Genomic DNA, 18,294 nt, shown 5'->3' with positions numbered 1-18,294 from the left:
TTTAAAGTCTCATAAACGTGACGAAAACTTGATAATTGATGAGCAAACTGTATCCTTTAGGTGGCTTTAATGTTTAGACCTCTAAAGGATTAGTGAATCAAATGAGCACTACGACGATCTACCAAACTGCGGCATTAGCGCGTTTGAGTCAAGATGAAGATGCATGGGTTTTTCGCGTTCCAACCCTTAAAGATGGTATCGGGATCCACCAATTAATCGCCAGTTGTCCGCCGCTTGATGAAAACTCTTCTTACTGTAATTTCCTTCAGTCATCCCACTTCCACAAAACCTGCATCCTTGCAGAGTATGATGGCGAAATTGTTGGTTTCATTTCCGCCTATCTAAAACCCGAAGCGAATGACGAACTCTTCGTCTGGCAAGTGGCTGTTTCACCTACCATGCGCGGCAAAGGCCTCGCATATCACATGTTGCAAGAACTGCTGATGCGCGAATATTTACAGCATGTTCAAGCCGTCGAAACCACGATCACCAAATCCAATGAAGGCTCTTGGAATCTTTTCAAGAAGCTCGATAAATCGCATGGCGAAACGGGTTCGGTATCGGTATTTCTCGACGAGCAGCAGCACTTCAAAGGTCATCACGACACGGAATTTCTTTACCGCATTCCTTTGAATAACAACCAATAAATTGGAGTTAAAACGGAATCCTTATGGATATTTATAACAAGCAAGAATCAAACGTTAGGTCTTACTCAAACAGCTTCCCTGTGGTTTTCTCTTCCGCAAAAGGGTGCTGGCTGAAAACCGAAAACGGCGATCGCTACATTGATTTTCTCGCCGGCGCTGGTTCGCTTAACTACGGTCACAACAATGCCATCTTCAAAAAAGCACTGATCGAATACATCGAAAGTGATGGTGTGACCCACGGCCTTGATATGCACACAGAAGCCAAGTCTGCATTCCTAACCGCACTCCGTAATCACATCTTCGAACCACGAAATCTTGATTACAAAGTGCAGTTTACGGGCCCCACTGGCACCAATGCCGTTGAAGCGGCAATGAAGCTTGCACGTAAAGTGACAGGTCGTGCCAACATCGTGACCTTCACCAATGGTTTCCACGGCTGTACGTATGGCGCATTGGCGGCAACCGGCAACCAACACCACCGCGGTGGTTCAGGCATGCCTTTAGCAGGCACATCACGCTTGCCGTATGAAGGCTATGCCGGTGTAGACAGCCTGCTGCTGCTAGAAACCATGTTGAACGACAACTCAAGCGGTTTAGACAAACCGGCAGCTGTCTTACTCGAAACCTTGCAAGGTGAAGGTGGCCTGAACGTGGCATCTAACGCCTGGCTACAGCGTTTGAGCAAAATCTGTAAAGACAACGGCGTGCTCGTGATTGTTGATGACATTCAAGCAGGTTGTGGCCGCACAGGTACCTTCTTTAGCTTCGAACCATCCGGCATCAAACCAGACATGGTGACCTTGTCGAAATCAATTGGTGGTTACGGCCTACCAATGGCCCTCGTTCTAATGAAACCTGAGCTGGATAAATGGGCGCCGGGCGAGCACAACGGCACGTTCCGTGGTAACAACCACGCATTCGTGACTGCAACCAAAGCCATTGAAAGCTACTGGGCAAACGACGATTTCGAAAAGCACATTGCTGAGCGCAGCCAACAAGTGAAAAAGGTCATCGATCGTTCACTCTCGCGCCATTCGTCTTTGTTCGTGCGTGCCAAAGGGCGCGGCATGATGCAGGGTATTGAATGTAAAACCGGTGACCTTGCTTCTGCGATTTCACGTCGCTGTTTTGAAAAAGGCATGGTCATTGAAACTGCGGGTCCAAACGATGAAGTGGTGAAGTTCTTCTGCCCACTGACCATCAGTGAATCAGAGCTCGAGCAAGGCCTTCATATTTTCGAGCAAGCCGCAGAATACGTTGCACAAACAGCAACACGCAAAGCATCTTAAGGAACAAGAAACATGATCGTAAGAACTCTGGAAGAGTGCAGAAACAGCGAGCGCCGTGTTGCATCTGAAACGTGGGAAAGCGTTCGTATGTTGTTGAAAGACGACAAGATGGGATTTTCTTTCCACATCACCACGATTTACGAAGGCACAGAAACACACATCCACTACAAGAACCACTTAGAGTCTGTGTATTGCATGTCTGGTGAAGGTGAAATCGAAGTGGTCGGCGGTGAAACCTACCCTATCAAACCAGGTACTTTGTACATTCTGGATAAACATGATGAGCACTACCTTCGCGCCTATTCCGGCGAAGGCAAAGAGATGGTGATGGCGTGCGTATTTAACCCGCCAATCACAGGGAATGAAGTCCACGATGAAAACGGCGTTTATCCTCTCGTCGACTAATTTCTCTCATCAAAAAGGGGCGACTCGCCCCTTCTTTTTATCCTCTTTTGTGTAAAGGAAGCCCAAATGACTTACACCGTAGAAAAGATTGGTGGCACGTCCATGTCGGCGTTTGATGCTGTGTTAGACAACATCTTATTACGCCCAACGTCGCCTTATAATCGTGTTTTTGTCGTCTCAGCTTATGGCGGCATCACGGATGCCTTGTTGGAATGCAAACGCTCTGGCGAGCCAGGGATTTACCAACACGTTGCGAAGCGCGATGAAAACTGGATGAGTGCGTTCACTACCGTGAAACAACGCATGATGATGATCAATGAAAACCTGTTTGCTGATCCGGTCAGCCGTAAGCGCGCTGACAAATTCATTACCGAACGTTTGGATGATGCGCAAAACTGTATCACCAACATTTTGGCGACCTGCGAATACGGCCAGTTCACCCTCCGCCAATACCTTCCACAAATTCGAGAATTTTTATCTTCGATCGGCGAAGCCCACAGTGCATTTAACACCGCTCTGAAGCTAAAAACTCTTGGCGTGAACGCACGTTTTGTTGATTTGTCAGGCTGGGACAACAACCTTTCAGGCAACTTGGACACCGTGATTAAAAGCGCCTTTGATGACATTGATGTCACCAAGGAACTGCCGATTGTCACGGGTTACGCCTACTGCGATGAAGGCTTGATGAAAACCTATGATCGCGGTTACAGCGAGATGACCTTTAGTCGCATTGCATGCCTGACATCGGCAGACCTTGCTGTGATCCACAAAGAGTATCACTTGAGCAGCGCTGACCCGCGTATCGCTGGGCCCGAAAACGTGCTGCCAATCGGCAAGTCAAACTTCGACGTCGCTGACCAGCTTGCGAACTTGGGGATGGAAGCCATTCACCCCAATGCCGCATCAGGCCTACGTCAAAACAACATTCCGCTTCAAATTAAAAATACCTTTGAACCGGAGCACCAAGGCACCTTGATCTCTCAGGAATACCAACCTGATGCAGAGAACATCGAAATCATCGCGGGTAAAAACAAAGTCTTTGCGCTGCATGTTTTCGACCAAGCCATGGTCGGACAGGTGGATAACGTGGGCTATGAAATGATGGAAATCATTGCCGATGCGCGTGTTAGCTTGGTCGGCAAAGAAATGAACGCGAACTCCATTACTTACTACTTGAGCGGCGCAGGTAAAAACCTAAACCACTTGCTGTATAAAGCAGAGAAGCGCTTCCCAAGCTCGACCATTACCGGTCAATGGGTCGCCCTCATCTCTGCCATTGGTGCTGAAATCAACACCAACACAACCTTGAGCCGTGGTGTGCTTGCACTCATGAACCATGACATCGCGCCGATCGCCGTGCACTCTTCAATGCGTAACGTGAACGTTCAGTTTGTTGTGAAAGACGATGCCTACGATCGCACCATCCGTGCACTGCATGATGAATTCTTTACCGCCAAGGCGGCGAAAAAACAGCACGTTGCCTAAATACTGGCGTTAAAGACAACCGCTGTCACAAGACCATCAACGCTCATTGATAACCTCGATGAGCGTTTTTCTTTTCCGCTAATCTTAAAGTAATGTGTGAACTCGTCTTCAATACGTATTCATCACCACGACCAGTAACACCACCAGCAAAAGGGAGACGCGATGAGATTGGATAAATACGATGTGAAGATTTTGCAAATCTTGGCAACACAAGGCCGTATTACAAAATCTCACCTCGCAGAGGCCATCAATTTATCAGTAAGCCCTTGCTGGGAACGCGTAAAGCGCTTGGAAGAAGCGGGGGTGATTGAAGGGTATGGCGCGAAAATCAACCACAACGTGTTATCCAAAAAAACACCCGTCATCGTGGAAGTCACGCTGGGTCAACACAGCGCAAATAGCTTTGAGCGCTTTGAGCAAGCCATGCAAGAATGCGATGAAGTGGCGGATTGCTTTGCAACAGGTGGCGGCGTTGATTACGTGCTCCGCGTTGTCGCGAGCGACATTGACCAATACCAACGATTAATCGACCACTGGCTGGTGTCCGATTTAGGCATTGAACGCTACTACACCTACATCGTCACCAAAACCATCAAGCACCAGCAAGAAGCCTTGTCCATCGACGATACCCAGCTTTGATAAAAACGCCGATACTGATAAAACAAAAAAGCCAACCGCATCATCTGCCGTTGGCTTTTATCTGTTTACTTAGGCTGTTTTCAAACAATACGATGCTCAAGAAGCATCTGCGCAAAAAACCTTAGTTAGCCTTGATCAATACCGATGTGTCCATGCGCCCTAAGCCTTTCTCTTGCAGGCTGGCATACTTGCTATCCACTTCTTGCGTCAGTGACAGCGTTAAATCGTGGCGTTTAGCTTCATCAAGGCAAATACCCAAGTCTTTGCGCATCCAATCGATGGCAAACCCAAAGTCGAACTTGTCTTGCGCCATGGTGACGGCGCGGTTTTCCATTTGCCATGAACCCGCAGCACCGTGCTTCAACACATTAGTGACTTGTTCAATGTTCAAGCCTGACGCCTGCGCCAACAATAGGCCTTCACTCAATCCCTGCAAAATACCCGCAATGCAGATTTGGTTGACCATTTTACAGCGCTGACCTTGTCCATTGTCGCCCAGTAGCACCGCTTGCTTCGCATACGCATCAAACACAGGGTTTACGATGTTAAAAGTGCCTTCATCACCGCCACACATAATGGTTAACGCGCCGTTTTCTGCGCCCGCTTGACCGCCGGATACCGGCGCATCAATAAAGTGCACGCCCTTTTCCTTACAGGCTGCCGCCAACTCTTCTGCTAACTCTGCCGACGTGGTGGTGTGATCGACCAAAATACTGTCCGGCTTCATGCTCGCCAGCACACCATCATCACCATAAATAACGCTTCTCACGTCATTGTCATTACCCACACACACAAACACGATGTCGCTATCGGTTGCGGCTTCACGCGGAGTAATCGCAAACGCTTGTTGATACTCAGACGCCCACTTTTCTGCGCGCGCCGTCGTGCGGTTATAAACCGTGGTGCTAAAACCTGCACGCGCAAGGTGACCCGCCATTGGGTATCCCATGACACCCAAACCGATAAACGAAACCTTTTTCTCTGACATATCCTTATCCTCTCATGTTGGGTGCATGCAAACTGCCGTGACGTCTTCAGCCACGCAAACAAAAGCGCATGATTCGTGCGTAATGAGGTGACTATAATTGCACCAATTGACATATGTCAATGTTAAATTTGATTGCGTTGGCTATTTCAATTCGGTGGAAAGCTGGCCATAATTTGTCCCAGAGATTGAAAACGCATGGAATGCTTGTGAGCGAAACGAAATTCAAAGACATCGCCCGTCAACTTGAGCAACGCATTGACGAAGGCGTTTATCCGCCCAGCGCCAAGTTGCCCCCACACCGTGAGCTTGCCGCTGAGTTAGAAACCACACCCGCCACCATTTCCAAAGCTTATAAGCTACTCGCGGAAATGAATCGTGTGGAATCATTTGTCGGTCGCGGTACGTTTGTCGTGGGTGCGTCGCAGTTAAACAAAGCCATTCAGCCTGCCGAAAACGACACCGAATTTAACTTTTCGATCCTTCAACCTTACGTGTTGCAAAACCTTGCCTCGCTGCGCACTGCCTATCAAAAAGCCTCCCTCGCTTTTACACCAGAATTACTCGCTTATACCGATCATTCAGGTCACCATGCACACCGTGAAGCTGGGGCCATGTGGGCGAAGCGCTACGGATTGGATTCCGCAACAGCAAGCAATGTGCTTTTAACCAACGGCGCGCAACATGCACTGTCTCTGCTGGTTGAAACGCTGACCCAACCCGGTGATGTTATCGCGGTCGAAGCGCTCACCTACCCCGGCATTCTGGCTATCGCCAGTTTAGCGGGACGCCAGATCATCGGCATAGACATGGATGAAGACGGGCTCATCCCGTCCGCCCTCGAAGCCGTACTGCACACGCACAAACCCAAACTGGTAATCGCAATTCCGTCGCACCAGAACCCGACAGGCATTACGATGCCCGTTAAGCGACGGCAAGCTATTGCTGCCATCATTGAACATTCTTCTGCCTACTTGGTGGAAGATGACATTTACGGTTTTTTGAACGAAGACACCTTGCCTGCAATATGCCATTGGCTACCAGAGAAAGGCATTCATGTGTCTGGGTTATCTAAAGCGATTAGCCCCGCCATGCGTTGCGGGTTTGTGGTTGCCCCTGAGCATTTATTACCTTTACTGAATGCGCACATTCGCGCCAATGTCTGGTTAGCCTCCCCGTTGAATTTTATTGTTGCCGAACAACTCATAAACAGCGGCGACGCGTTTTCGATGGCAGACATGCAGCGCGACATTGCCAAGCAGCGACAAGCCATCGCAAAAGACATACTCGGTGACGTGATTTCAGCATCGGAGGGTTATCACGTTTGGGTATCCTTGCCCGCACATTGGCAACAAGAACGTTTTGTGATGGAAGCGAAGCAACGGGATCTGATCGTAACCAGTGGCAGCTATTTTGCTGCGGGCGACACTCACCCCAACTGCATTCGCCTGTCTTTGATGTCGATAAAAAACAACGACGCATTGAAGCAAGGTTTGCAAGCACTCAGGGCGTTACTGGAGAGTCATGAGGTTTCATTAGCGCCGTTTTGAATGACAGAATTCGCAGTTACAAAGCCGCTTTGATGCTTCCCGAAGTCTTCATCGAATAGGATTGTATTAATTGCAACGCGCTCTACCTTGTTGGTTTTTTCTACCAACACACCGGAGTAGGTTGTGGATTACATTGATATTTTTTGGGTTTACCTGCAGGTTATAAGCGCCATTGTCGCAAAGGGCGTCATGATCAGTTATCTCTTCGTCGGCACCATTGCCACCTTGTATGCTGTCGGTTTCTTTTTCGTCACTGGCATCACGATTTTCGATGAGGGAAAGAAGCGAGACATGCCATTTCGATTCAAAATAAGTTATGTGCTGGTGATGCTTGCGCTTCTTCCTTATTTCTACATGGCGTTTGCTAAAGAAATCATCAATCTGCGTCTAAATCGTAAGCTCTCAGCGTTATCACTTGCGATGGGATAATTCGTCATGGCTCAGTGACACGACATGATGCAAGCGCATTCCGAATTAAAGTGATATTCTAGCGCTCGCATTGAATCACTGAGAATCTAAAAATGACCAAATTGACTGCTGACATCGAAGCAAACTTGACGCTTTTCATTGAAGAAACACAAGAAACCGCCAAAGTTTGGGGTTTAACCAATGAAGAAGGTTGGCTGGCATGCGATTCAACCGAATTTGAAAACAGCGAAATCATGCCATTCTGGTCTTCAAAAGAAGATGCAGAAATTCACAACGTTGAAGAGTGGGCAGATTTCGAAGTGCAAGAAATCCCACTAGACGTGTTCGTTCAAGATTGGCTGATCACGCTAGACGAAGACGGCGTGCTGGTTGGTATTAACTGGAACGCAGCGCTTGAAGGCAAAGAAATTGAGCCAGCAACACTGGCAAAAATGTATCTGTAATCGTCTTCTCGACGAGTAAGATCGCAAAGGGCATCCACGTTCTCGTAGATGCCCTTTTTCACGCCTGTTATCTATCGATGTTGACGCTTAATTCGCAGTCACGTAATGACGTGGTTAAACACGAATTACGGCGCAGCACGCCCCAACAATCGAAAATACCAATTCTCCACTTCATGCGTTTCCTGGCGAAGAATGACTTTGCTCATCCAACTGTCAGACAGGGCAGTTTGCTCACGCAGCTTCGCTAACCCTTCGGTATTTAAAGGGTCGCCAAAGAACACGTCACACACTTCACGCAGCGTCATGGCATGCTCAGGGCGAGAGAGAAGCACGAGGGGCGATTGCGCACTCACAGTGCCGGTCTGAACCACGCGATAAAGCCAACCACAGCGGCTGATGGCTTGCATATCGACCGACAGATTTTCAACTTCCCAGCGTTGATTGAGCTTGAAACATGGCGAGCGCGGCTGGCTCACTTCAATGATGGCATCGCCCCATTGGTAGCGATCACCAATGCATACCGTGTCTTCCGTCATCCCGACAGTGCTGATGTTCTCGCCCATTCCGGGCGCTTGCCAATCCTGTTCGTCACCATACTTTTCACGCCAGCATGCATAGTGTTCCTGCGGGTAATGGTGAAGCGCACGTTCAGGCCCGCCGTGATGCTTTTTATCTGCGGTTTCATCACCGTCTAACCCCGTCTTTGATAAAAAGACATCCCCGACAATTTCAACCTTGTCCATCGCGGTTTGTAGGCCATAGCGCGCTGCCACTTTCCCACGATAAATGGTCGAAACCTGAAAGGCTGAATGTGATGAAGGCACAGGGTTCGATGCATCTTGCAAAGCGGAATCTCCAAAGCGAATAGTCGAGACTATCTAAAACGTTATTGTCTTGGTGTTATCGAGTGAAGCAAAAAATGCGCTGATGTCTTTCACATCCTCTTCACTGAGTTTCACCCCAAGCTGATGCCATGCCGTGTCGCGTACAGCCTGATCTAAATTGAATACCGCACCATCGTGAAAGTAGGGCGCGGTTTGCGCCACGTTTCTAAGCGTCGGCACTTTAAACATAAAGTTGTCCGCTGAACTGCCCGTAACATGTGCGCGGCCTTTGTCGATCTTGTTCGGATAAGGCTTTACTAAGCCCATTTTCATGAATAGTTCGCCGCCAAGCAATGGGCCGTTGTGACACGCATTACACCCTGTGGAAATAAATCGCTCTAATCCCCGCTTTTCTTGAGTACTCAGCGCGGTTGCATCCCCCGCGAGGTACAAATCAAATCTGTCTTCGGTGACCAAAGTGCGTTGAAACGCCGCAAGGGATTCCGTCAGATGATCAAAGGTCATCGCATCATCTACGTTGGGAAAGGCGGCAGCGAACGCGTTTTGGTAGCCCTTGTCTTTAAGCTTCTCAATGGCCTCATCTTCTGAAGACAACCCCATTTCAATCGGATTGGTGATTGGGCCTCGTGCTTGCTCGGCGAGATCTTTTGCGCGCCCATCCCAAAACTGAGCAAACTGAAAACCCGCGTTCCACGTTGTGAGGCTATTACGCGTGCCTAACTTGCCGAGCGCACCGACAGATACCGGCAGAGGCTCAGTGCCCGACCCACCTTCTAAAAGGTTGTGGCAAGTATTGCACGATTGATTGTCAGTGGCGGAAAGTGCGGTTTCGAAGTACAGGGCTTTGCCGAGAGCAACCCGCTCTGGCGTATCAAATTCACTGCCTGGCATGGCCTCTGGCAGAGGGCCAAATAACGCATTGGCAAGATCTTGCAAGGGTTCTGCTGCGGAGGTATTCCAAGAAAACCCAAGCGTTGAAGTAATGAATATCACATGGCATATCGCTTTCATCCTATAACCTCCTGTCAGCAACCTGTCTGGGAGTATAGACAGCAAATTTCGGTCATTTACAGCGGGATATTTCGATGAAAGCAACAGGAAAAACGAATCACTGGCGCGCAGCAGCCGATACAGACGATTAAAAAAGCCTCTGATTTATTCAATCAGAGGCTTTCTACATGTTGTTTTTAAGGGGTATTCACTCAAAAGGCTCAGTGGGGATCCAGCAGTTCTCACTCTCGTCGTTCTCGTCTGCCAATACCACTAGCAAGCCCATATCGACCATTTCTTTCAATGTAAGATCATCGGCGAGATGTAGTTTCTCACCAAATTGGTTTTCCAATTCCATGTTGCACTCCTTAACAACTTAGCGCAGTAAAAGTAAAGATAGCACCAGAAAAACCACCTGAAAGAAGAATGTTATTTCGCCTTTAATTCCTGAGGGTTACGCGTAAAGAACAGGTACACAACCGGGACAATACAGACAAAAGGCAGCAACAGTAAGTTCAGCGATTGCCATCCCATCGAAGCCTCCAAATTCCCAGCTAAAAGCGCAGTCAGCGTGACACAACCAAACACCGCAAATTCATTCATAGCTTGGGCTCGAGGCTTATCCTGCGGCAAATAGGTTTGAGTAAGCTGGCTGGTTGCGCCAATGAACATAAAGTTCCAGCCAATCCCGAGCAACACCAGCGCGACCCTAAAGTGCCACTCTGTTACGCCATTCAAGTTGACTAATATGCTGGCGATAAACATTAGGCTACCCAGCATGATCGTCATGCGTGTGCCTATCTTGCCAATCAGGGAGCCCGTAAAGAAAGAAGGGAGGAACATACCCAGCACATGCCATTCAATGACCAGTGCCGCGGCTTCAAAATGGAAACCATGCTTGTGCATCGCAATCGGCGTTACCGTCATCAATAGGTTCATGACAGCATAAGCGATGACGGCAGCAAACACCGCCAGCATGTAGCCCGGCGCGCGCAGAATATCGCCCACAGGACTTTGTTTCGATTGATGATGTTCAGGCACCGCGGGAGGAAGGCCAATAAATTGAAGCACCACCAACGAGAGCACGTACAACGCGGTGATACCAATAAACGCACCGCTAAAATTTGTGCCAGGCAACCAATGCTGACTCGCAATCGCAAGATTTGGCCCGAGCACGGCGGCAAGCACGCCGCCCGCCATTGACAGTGAAATCGCCTTGTCACGACTTTCAGGCGCGCTCACTTCAATGGCCGCAAATCGGTATAACGTGCCAAAACCAATGCCAATACCCAACAGCATGGTGCTGAAACAAAACAACCAAAATGCACTTTGACCAAGGGCATACACGCACAACAACGCTCCGAAAATACCAATCACATTGCCAAGCATAAAGCCGTTTTTACGGCCTATTTTTGCCATGATCAGCGAGGCAGGAATGGTGGCCATCATCAAGCCTACAAACTGTGTCGAAACGGGTAAGGTTACCCAGTTGTCATTAGGGGATAGCGCTTGTCCAATCAGGCCGTTGACGGAAATAAGCACGATGTTTCCGCTCATAAGAAGGGCTTGGCATAGCGCCAACAACCATACGTTTTTGTTCATGTCTTCCCCTTTGTCTTTGCTGACGCAACAAAGACAAACCATTCCTTAGTCATAAGGCGAGTATCTCGCAGGGGCTACTAGGCAGCAAGTATGCGAGCAAGAAATCATCAAATGCGTTGAATACCCAAAAATTCACTGTCTCGATAGTTTCCGCGTAAAACTTTTACCCTCCATCGCCCAATTTCTTTTTTTTGCACCCTGTTTTCGACTCACTTCAACAATGAAATAAAAAAGAGTGAACCCAGCTCTGAATTCCGTGAACGTAGTTGTTTTTCATACTGCCATCAATAAGATAACGAGTATTAAGTTGCTCATGGAAACTAACCCATTGTGACGATCAGGCTCAGCAGAACACACAGCACCGCAGGGATCATTAATTCGCTCTGGCAATCGCCAGGGGTTTCTCGCATCGAAATGGCGTCAAAGCTTGGACTCGATAAATCAACCGTGACAAAAACCGTCAACCACCTCCTCGACATCGGTATGATTTTAGAGCAACCTCAGATCGTCTCAGGCAAAGGCGGTCGGCCTAAAGTGTCTTTGGTCTTCAACCCAGAATTTGGTGTGGTTATCGGTGTTGATGTGAATTCAGACACACTCAAAGTTTCCGTCGTCAACTTGCTCGGGCAGGTCATTTACCACGATATGCTACCCATCGACACGCAAATCTCGATAGATGATGCCGTGCTTGATGCGCTTCTCCCCTGCATCAAAGACATTGAAGCCCTTTTTCCACGCGTTCTCGCGATTGGTGTTGGCGTTCCCGGCCTTGTAGACCCCGAAAAATGCCAACTCCAGCTCTCTCATTCACTCAATGTTCGCTCGATCATCAATTTTGCGCCGCTGTTTAAACGCCATGTGCCCTACCCTGTATTTATTGATAACGACGCCAACTGCGGGGCGTGGGGCGAACTCATGCAACAGCGCAGCCTGCCTTATGACCATTTTTTGTATGTGCTGCTCTCTACCCACCATGCCCGCGAGCACTATCACCGCCTTGGCATTGGAGTAGGCGTGGTGCTCAATCGCCAGTTGTTTTATGGCGAGCAACACATGGCCGGACAATTTAACAGCCAGGAGCTAATGCGAGGCGCAGAACCAACGCCAAGCGTCATCATTGAAGAATTTTCCGAGCTTGCCGTTAACCTATGTAGCCTGATGAGCATTAAGCGCATCGTCATCGGTGGAAATGGCATGTCATTTGGTTCAGAGCTGGCGTCATCAATGCGTAAACACAGTGACGCCTTGGCGGGTTCTTATATCGTAAAACCCAATATTGAGTTTTCGATTCTAGGCCCGCAAGCCGCAGCCATGGGCGCAGCAGCCATGGCGTGGCAAAAGCTATTAACCCCCGAACTCAGGCTGGCGGAAAGCTTGCGCTTAGCAGAGAACGGCAATGTTTCAATTTAATGTGAATGACAAGGACAATGTCAGATGGAATTGATATTCCCCGCTCCCAAACGCTTTAATGAGGGATTTTCAGCACAGCGATTTCGTATAGCGAACGTGCTGCGCGGTTGTCCGACAGACTATGAAGCACGTTCATCACATGCGCTTTTAACCTACCTTCACGATCCTTCTTTGCCAGAGCAAGGGTATCGACTGAGCTATTCCTCTTGTGGGTTGAACCTTGCTTACGCCGACCTGCATGGTTTGAGATACGGACATCTCTCGCTCAATCAATTGATTGAAAACGACGCTGAATTGAAATTCGACTTTGTTATCGAAGATTGGCCGGATTTTTCAGCGCGCAGCATTTTGCTGGATATCAGCCGAGATCGCGTGCCAACCCTACCCGCGCTCAAGCGACTCATCGATTATTGGAGTGCGCTCAGATACAACCAGCTCCAACTCTATACCGAACATACCTTTGCGTATAAAAAGCACGAGACGGTATGGCGCGACTACACGCCGATGACCGCGGAAGACATTCGCGACATCGATATTTATTGTCGCCACAAAGGGATCGAGCTTGTCGCAAACCAAGCCTGTTTTGGCCACATGGAAAAATGGCTAAACCACCCTGAATACAAGCACCTTGCCGAACAGAAAACCGGCTTTAAAGATCAACGCGGCGATCACCGTCCTGGGTCATTTGGGTTAAACCCGATCAGTCCGCAAACTGAAACCTTTGTCGACGAACTCATCGCGGAACTCGTGCCGAATTTTTCCAGCAACACGTTAAACATCAACTTTGACGAAACCATGGATTTAGGGGTCGGCGCCAGCAAGTCAGCGTGTGAAATATTCGGCAAAGGGAAAGTCTATTTAAACTACTTACAAAAAGTGCTCGCCATTGCGAACAAGCATGGCAAACGCTGTCAGATTTTCAGCGACATGCTCTTCCGCTACCCAAACCTCATCAGCCAGTTACCTGACGATCTCACGTTGCTTAACTGGGGTTACGAACCCGACCACCCATTTGATGCTGAGCATAAGCAACTTGCCTTATTTGGTTACCCCTTCCATGTCGCGGTTTCCACGGGCTGTTTTGCATCTGTCTCCGGACGTTGGAATGCGGCCGTCACCCACATGCGTAAAGCCGCAAAGTCAGCGAAGAAATTCGGTGCGAAAGGCTACATGGTGACCGAGTGGGGTGACATGGGACACGGACAACAATTCTCAATGCCGATCCCCGCGTACGCCTTTGGTGGCGCAATGGCATGGGGAGAATTGCAGCAAAGTGATAACGACGTCATGCGTGCTATTTTGTGGTTCTACCCTGACGCCTCTCAAACAGAGTGTGATGCTCTGATTGCACTGCAAGACATTTACCTGATGACAGGCATTCAAACGCCTAACTGTGCATTTTTTGGTCCTTTCTTGTTTGACCAAGCGTCACGCCGCCACATCAAACACGCCAAAGGTATTGAAACGAACACACTCAATACCGCCCTGAATGAACTGGCCCTGTGGCAAGAGAAGCTCGAAAACCTCTCGTCTCCATTATCCAAAGAGCTGCGCTGGACGGTAGACGCATTGCGCCTTGCTTGTCTTGTTGCACAAGGTTATGAACAAGAAGATCATCGCCTTGTCGAACGATTTGCAGATGATAGAAAGGCTGCGCTCATTCAAGAGTTGAAGCCAATGATCCGCACGTACCGCGATCTGTGGACAAACAACTATCGTCCTGGTGGGATGAATCAAAGTACAAGCCGTCTTGAGCATTTATTGACACTGCTCCAGACAGAGACATCAAAAGCCACAAACAAAGAGGCAACGCCGTGACCACGACGCAAAGTGATGTTCAACACGCCATCAAGGCACTGGCGCTTGAGAACAAAGTACTGTTTGTTCATTCGTCCATTCGATCATTCGGCCACCTTGATGGTGGGCCAGATACCTTGTTCGATGCCTTGCTTGAAGCGGGATGCACCCTCGTGGTGCCCACCTTCAATTACGACACACTTTGCCTTCCACCCAACGGTGACCCGTATCGCCAAAACGGATACCGCGGCGAGCTGCAACTTGAAGACACCGTGACCTTCTGCGGCGATGAAAACCGACTTGAACCCAGCATGGGGGCAATTTCTAAAGCCTTGCTCCACCGTCCAGACCGTATCCGTAGCACCCACCCTATTTGTAGCTATGCGGCGTTAGGCCCACACGCGGAAGCCATATTGTCGAAACAAACGAATGATGACATCTACGGCCTGTATGCATGCGATGAGGCCAAAGAAGCCCTTGTCATCTCAATGGGCGTGCCACTCACCACCATCACCCCTATTCACTATGCTGAACAACTTGCCGGAAGAAACCTTCTAAGACGCTGGGCAAAAACTTTCACGCGCGGCATTGTCGAAACGTCAGTGGGAAGTTGCTCTGAGGGTTTTAACAAATTTGCCCCCTTGCTCACCGAGATATCCCAGCAAGCCAAGGTAGGACACAGCACCTGGACGGCCTATCCGCTGCAAACTTTGGTACAAACCTGCGCCAATGCCATCAAAACAACGCCAACCATTACCCATTGTGGCGATGAAAAATGCTACCGATGTGCGGATATGGAGAAAGGTGGACTAGTGAAAGTGTAGTACCACTTGTTACACCGTCACATTTTCACTACAAGCGTACACTTCGATGGCCTCAGGCTATGGAGACCTCTCGGTGAGGTGAAAAGAGCGCGTACGCATGACATACCATAAGAACACGATCAGTTCACAATGGCGCCCATAGAACATTGCCTGCTGCGTCTCCTATTAGCATGTGGGAAAGAGACTCAGTAAGCACAATTGCCGTTACCTCAAAAAAAAGCCAAATTCAAAGCCTAAATCTGGACATAATAGAAGCAAATGAAAGATGCAAGAAAGGCTTTGAACCCAACGGGAACCGTTGGAATCAGTTCATGACCATGGTTTCTTGCTTGCCGTTTGGCTTGATGCTGGCCCCATTTTCAGACTTTACATTAGATCGGGAAGGAAATACCGGTCTGCCACTCTCTACAGGGAAGGGTTCATAATGCTTTATTTCATTGGAGTACTGATACTCATTGGGTTTGTCGCTTACCGAATGACCCCACCAGAAAAGCTATTCGAGCTTGGCATTTCAGCAGAGCGAAGAATATCGGGTTTGACTTTAAAAACATCGGAGATTGAAGAGGGCGAAATTGCCTATCTGGAAGGTGGATCGGGTACGCCACTTCTGTTGCTTCACGGCTTCGGCGCAGACAAAGACAACTGGGTAAGAATGGCGAAACACCTCACTAACAAGTATCGGGTGATTGCGCCGGATCTACCAGGGTTTGGGGATAGCCTGAAACAACCTGACTTAAACTACGATGTGCCAGCTCAGGTGGCACGCCTTCAAGCATTTGCAGCGTCTATTGGCTTGTCGGCGTTTCACATTGGCGGCAATTCTATGGGAGGTTATATTGCGGGGAATTACGCGGTAGAGCACCCTGATCAAGTGTTAAGTTTGTGGCTTCTCAACCCACTAGGCGTGGCAACCTCGCCTGACAGCGAGATGTTTGCCATGTTGCACCAGCAAGAACGCCCCGCTGTGCTGGTAGGTGATGCCAAGCAATACAGAGAACTGTTGGCGTTTGCATTTCACAAGCCACCCTTCATTCCAGAAGTAATGATCAAAGAACTCGCTAAACGGGCAGAAGCCAGCTTCCCACTTAACAGCAAGATCTTCCAACAGATCCACCACATCAAAGATGGACAAGTCCATTTCACTGTGCCGCTTGATACTGTACTCGTTGGCTTCGAGAAACCAACACTGATTATCTGGGGAGACAATGATCGTGTCTTGCATGTCGCCGGTGCTGGTATCCTTGGTAAATTAGTCTCTCGATCAGAAGTGCAAGTGATGAAGGATATGGGCCATCTGCCAATGATTGAAACACCGTCCAAAACGGCGAAGCTATTCCTTCAATTTGACCAAACCTAAAGCAAGGTGAAACTAAATAAAGAAGAGACGAGCATGCTTAAAGTTTTTTCATTTTCTCGTCAATTTCTACCGTTTCCTTGTTGGTTTGACTGCTGCTAAAGAAGCTCAGAATATGTACAAACAACAACGAGATAACACACTAAATATCAGTTCATTGTGGATTGCCTAAGTGTATTCAGGGGTTAGACCATTCCAGAACTGTCGATCCAATTCTTCAGGACACTGAATGTTAAAAAAAGTGTTAGTAGCGGTACAAACAAGTCCCAACCTAGCCATTTCCTGTGTCTGGCACTTTTCAGCTTTACGATGCAGAAGAGGTCGATGCCAACCATGGCAATCAGTGATGGAATGACAAGAATTGGCGAGCCAATAACGATGACTGAAAAAATGTAAGTCACATCCTCTGGGAACTCTTTTAAATCGTACAAGTGATTAACACTGAATGTGATAACAGCCAAAACCAGCAATAAAAGTGTCAGTGCTCTTAGTATGTTTGCGATCATTTAATGCCCATTCCAACCAGTGTTGCAGCCAATTCCTCTCGACGTTTTTTACCTTCACTATCATTCCCTGAATAATAAAAGTGGCCGTTCCCCTGAATCATCTGGTTTCCTAGCTCGAAAGAGGCTGAGATGATCTCACCATCGCTGATACCTGCATAGATAGGATCGCCCTGTTCTTTTAAGTCCATGATAATCACGTTTTTGATGTTCGCATGAGATTTAACGGCTTTGACCAGGCTATGGTTAATAGGAGCACCAATCAGCACCAGATTATTAACAGTTAAGCCGTTGTTGGCATGATACACCGCCGCACGCGCGGAAATAACACCCCCCCAAGAATAACCTATGAGAGCAAACTCCCCACCTTGACACGGGGTTGGAGCGGTGACGCCTAATGCCTGAAGTGAAAGATCCAGCGTTCTTGGTGCCAGCTTCACTCTCAACACTGAGGAGGGGCATTCGTCGCCATAGGCGTTTTTGCCTGAATATGTCACCCACTCGGTATCACCCATCTCGTATTTGGATTCGACTTTACACTCGCTTGAGTTCACCATCTGAAGGGCAATAGGGTCATCTTCTGCCTGATTATAGAAAATCACAGAAGTCGCATCGGCACCCATATCGACGTATTCGTTGTAATCCAGATCTTCGCCATTCTCAAAAACACCGGAATAGTTACCACAAACAGCCCGCTTAATACCGGCCTGCATCAAGGCGCGCACCATGTCATATTGATAGTCGCCACGCATTCCCGCACCACCTAAAAACACCACTAAGTGGTCTTTCTCTTCGTCCGTGGTTGGTTGGTCATTGACGAAGGCATTCTGTGCGCTCTGTGAATCGAGCACAGATTGGCTTTTAAACGGCTCTCCCTGTTTTACAGGGCCATTGGTGCGGCTTTGGACTGCTTCGCTTTCACGTATTTTGCGTGAAACAAAGTCATCCTTTTCGGATGTTGGCTCATACGTTTTCAGCTTGGCACCACCACCCACGCCCCTGATATTGGAGGGCATATCCATGTTAGGGATAACAGACACATACTGCTTTGACACGCGACGCTTCCTTGATTTTAGTGAATAAAATCATTATGAACA

General features: G+C 48.5%; 17 protein-coding genes and 1 pseudogene. 12 read left to right on the top strand and 6 right to left on the bottom strand.

Annotation, left to right across the window (positions count from 1 at the left end; translation table 11 throughout):
- Positions 1–101 precede the first annotated feature (101 nt).
- The 5 genes from ectA (at position 102) to EQP46_RS09800 (ending at position 4,465) form a co-directional block, all read left to right on the top strand.
- Positions 102–647 (top strand): diaminobutyrate acetyltransferase, encoded by a 546-nt coding sequence (gene ectA, locus EQP46_RS09820; RefSeq protein WP_129493475.1) that lies wholly within the window; start codon positions 102–104, stop codon positions 645–647.
- A 23-nt stretch (positions 648–670) separates the two neighbouring features.
- Entirely contained in the window at positions 671–1,936 is a 1,266-nt protein-coding gene (ectB, locus tag EQP46_RS09815) for a diaminobutyrate--2-oxoglutarate transaminase (protein ID WP_129493474.1), read from the top strand.
- Positions 1,937–1,948: 12 nt separating this feature from the next.
- Positions 1,949–2,341: an ectoine synthase gene (locus EQP46_RS09810; RefSeq protein WP_017010272.1), complete on the top strand. Its 393-nt coding sequence runs from the start codon at positions 1,949–1,951 to the stop codon at positions 2,339–2,341.
- Positions 2,342–2,407: 66 nt separating this feature from the next.
- Positions 2,408–3,826, top strand: coding sequence for an aspartate kinase (locus tag EQP46_RS09805; RefSeq protein WP_129493473.1), 1,419 nt, complete (start codon positions 2,408–2,410; stop codon positions 3,824–3,826).
- 162 nt (positions 3,827–3,988) lie between these two features.
- Positions 3,989–4,465 carry an Lrp/AsnC family transcriptional regulator gene (locus EQP46_RS09800; protein ID WP_129493472.1) on the top strand — a complete coding sequence of 159 codons (477 nt, stop codon included), beginning with the start codon at positions 3,989–3,991 and terminating at the stop codon, positions 4,463–4,465.
- Between the two features lie 121 nt (positions 4,466–4,586).
- On the opposite strand, the gene EQP46_RS09795 is transcribed toward EQP46_RS09800, so the two are convergent.
- Positions 4,587–5,453: an NAD(P)-dependent oxidoreductase gene (locus EQP46_RS09795; protein WP_129493471.1), complete on the bottom strand. Its 867-nt coding sequence runs from the start codon at positions 5,451–5,453 to the stop codon at positions 4,587–4,589.
- Between the two features lie 206 nt (positions 5,454–5,659).
- Between EQP46_RS09795 and EQP46_RS09790 the strand changes: the two genes are divergently transcribed.
- The 3 genes from EQP46_RS09790 (at position 5,660) to EQP46_RS09780 (ending at position 7,872) form a co-directional block, all read left to right on the top strand.
- Positions 5,660–7,000, top strand: a complete 1,341-nt coding sequence (locus tag EQP46_RS09790) for an aminotransferase-like domain-containing protein (protein ID WP_129493470.1) — start codon at positions 5,660–5,662, stop codon at positions 6,998–7,000.
- 123 nt (positions 7,001–7,123) lie between these two features.
- On the top strand, positions 7,124–7,429 hold the full coding sequence (locus EQP46_RS09785) for a hypothetical protein (protein ID WP_129493469.1): 306 nt from the start codon (positions 7,124–7,126) through the stop codon (positions 7,427–7,429).
- Positions 7,430–7,521: 92 nt separating this feature from the next.
- On the top strand, positions 7,522–7,872 hold the full coding sequence (locus EQP46_RS09780) for a DUF2750 domain-containing protein (RefSeq protein ID WP_129493468.1): 351 nt from the start codon (positions 7,522–7,524) through the stop codon (positions 7,870–7,872).
- A 125-nt stretch (positions 7,873–7,997) separates the two neighbouring features.
- Here EQP46_RS09780 and EQP46_RS09775 read toward each other — a convergent pair whose 3' ends face one another.
- From EQP46_RS09775 to EQP46_RS09765, 4 genes and pseudogenes are all read right to left on the bottom strand, one after another.
- Positions 7,998–8,717 (bottom strand): MOSC domain-containing protein, encoded by a 720-nt coding sequence (locus EQP46_RS09775; protein ID WP_129493467.1) that lies wholly within the window; start codon positions 8,715–8,717, stop codon positions 7,998–8,000.
- A gap of 33 nt (positions 8,718–8,750) precedes the next feature.
- A pseudogene (locus tag EQP46_RS09770) lies at positions 8,751–9,524 on the bottom strand (cytochrome-c peroxidase); the annotation flags it as partial.
- A gap of 391 nt (positions 9,525–9,915) precedes the next feature.
- The gene (locus EQP46_RS24200) at positions 9,916–10,065 is read right to left on the bottom strand and encodes a hypothetical protein (protein WP_167482757.1); all 150 of its coding nucleotides are present in this window, start codon (positions 10,063–10,065) and stop codon (positions 9,916–9,918) included.
- A gap of 71 nt (positions 10,066–10,136) precedes the next feature.
- Positions 10,137–11,309, bottom strand: coding sequence for an MFS transporter (locus EQP46_RS09765; protein ID WP_129493465.1), 1,173 nt, complete (start codon positions 11,307–11,309; stop codon positions 10,137–10,139).
- 330 nt (positions 11,310–11,639) lie between these two features.
- Between EQP46_RS09765 and EQP46_RS09760 the strand changes: the two genes are divergently transcribed.
- The 4 genes from EQP46_RS09760 to EQP46_RS09745 all read left to right on the top strand — a co-directional run bounded on the left by EQP46_RS09760 (position 11,640) and on the right by EQP46_RS09745 (position 16,697).
- Positions 11,640–12,719, top strand: a complete 1,080-nt coding sequence (locus EQP46_RS09760) for an ROK family transcriptional regulator (RefSeq protein WP_129493464.1) — start codon at positions 11,640–11,642, stop codon at positions 12,717–12,719.
- A gap of 24 nt (positions 12,720–12,743) precedes the next feature.
- A complete protein-coding gene (locus EQP46_RS09755) occupies positions 12,744–14,537 on the top strand; it encodes a beta-N-acetylhexosaminidase (protein ID WP_129493463.1) in 1,794 nt (597 codons plus the stop codon).
- Positions 14,534–15,340, top strand: coding sequence for an AAC(3) family N-acetyltransferase (locus EQP46_RS09750; protein ID WP_129493462.1), 807 nt, complete (start codon positions 14,534–14,536; stop codon positions 15,338–15,340). The genes EQP46_RS09755 and EQP46_RS09750 overlap by 4 nt, the downstream gene beginning before the upstream one ends.
- A gap of 424 nt (positions 15,341–15,764) precedes the next feature.
- Complete coding sequence (locus EQP46_RS09745; protein ID WP_129493461.1) at positions 15,765–16,697, top strand: alpha/beta fold hydrolase; 933 nt, start codon at positions 15,765–15,767, stop codon at positions 16,695–16,697.
- A 499-nt stretch (positions 16,698–17,196) separates the two neighbouring features.
- Here the strand turns inward: EQP46_RS09745 and EQP46_RS09740 are convergent, their stop codons facing one another.
- Positions 17,197–18,252, bottom strand: a complete 1,056-nt coding sequence (locus tag EQP46_RS09740) for a hypothetical protein (protein ID WP_129493460.1) — start codon at positions 18,250–18,252, stop codon at positions 17,197–17,199.
- Positions 18,253–18,294 lie beyond the last annotated feature (42 nt).

This window comes from Enterovibrio baiacu, from assembly GCF_004120195.1.
Classification (GTDB): domain Bacteria; phylum Pseudomonadota; class Gammaproteobacteria; order Enterobacterales; family Vibrionaceae; genus Enterovibrio; species Enterovibrio baiacui.
The sequence above is the reverse complement of the archived record's forward strand: the minus strand, read 5'-3'. Positions and strand labels throughout refer to the sequence as shown.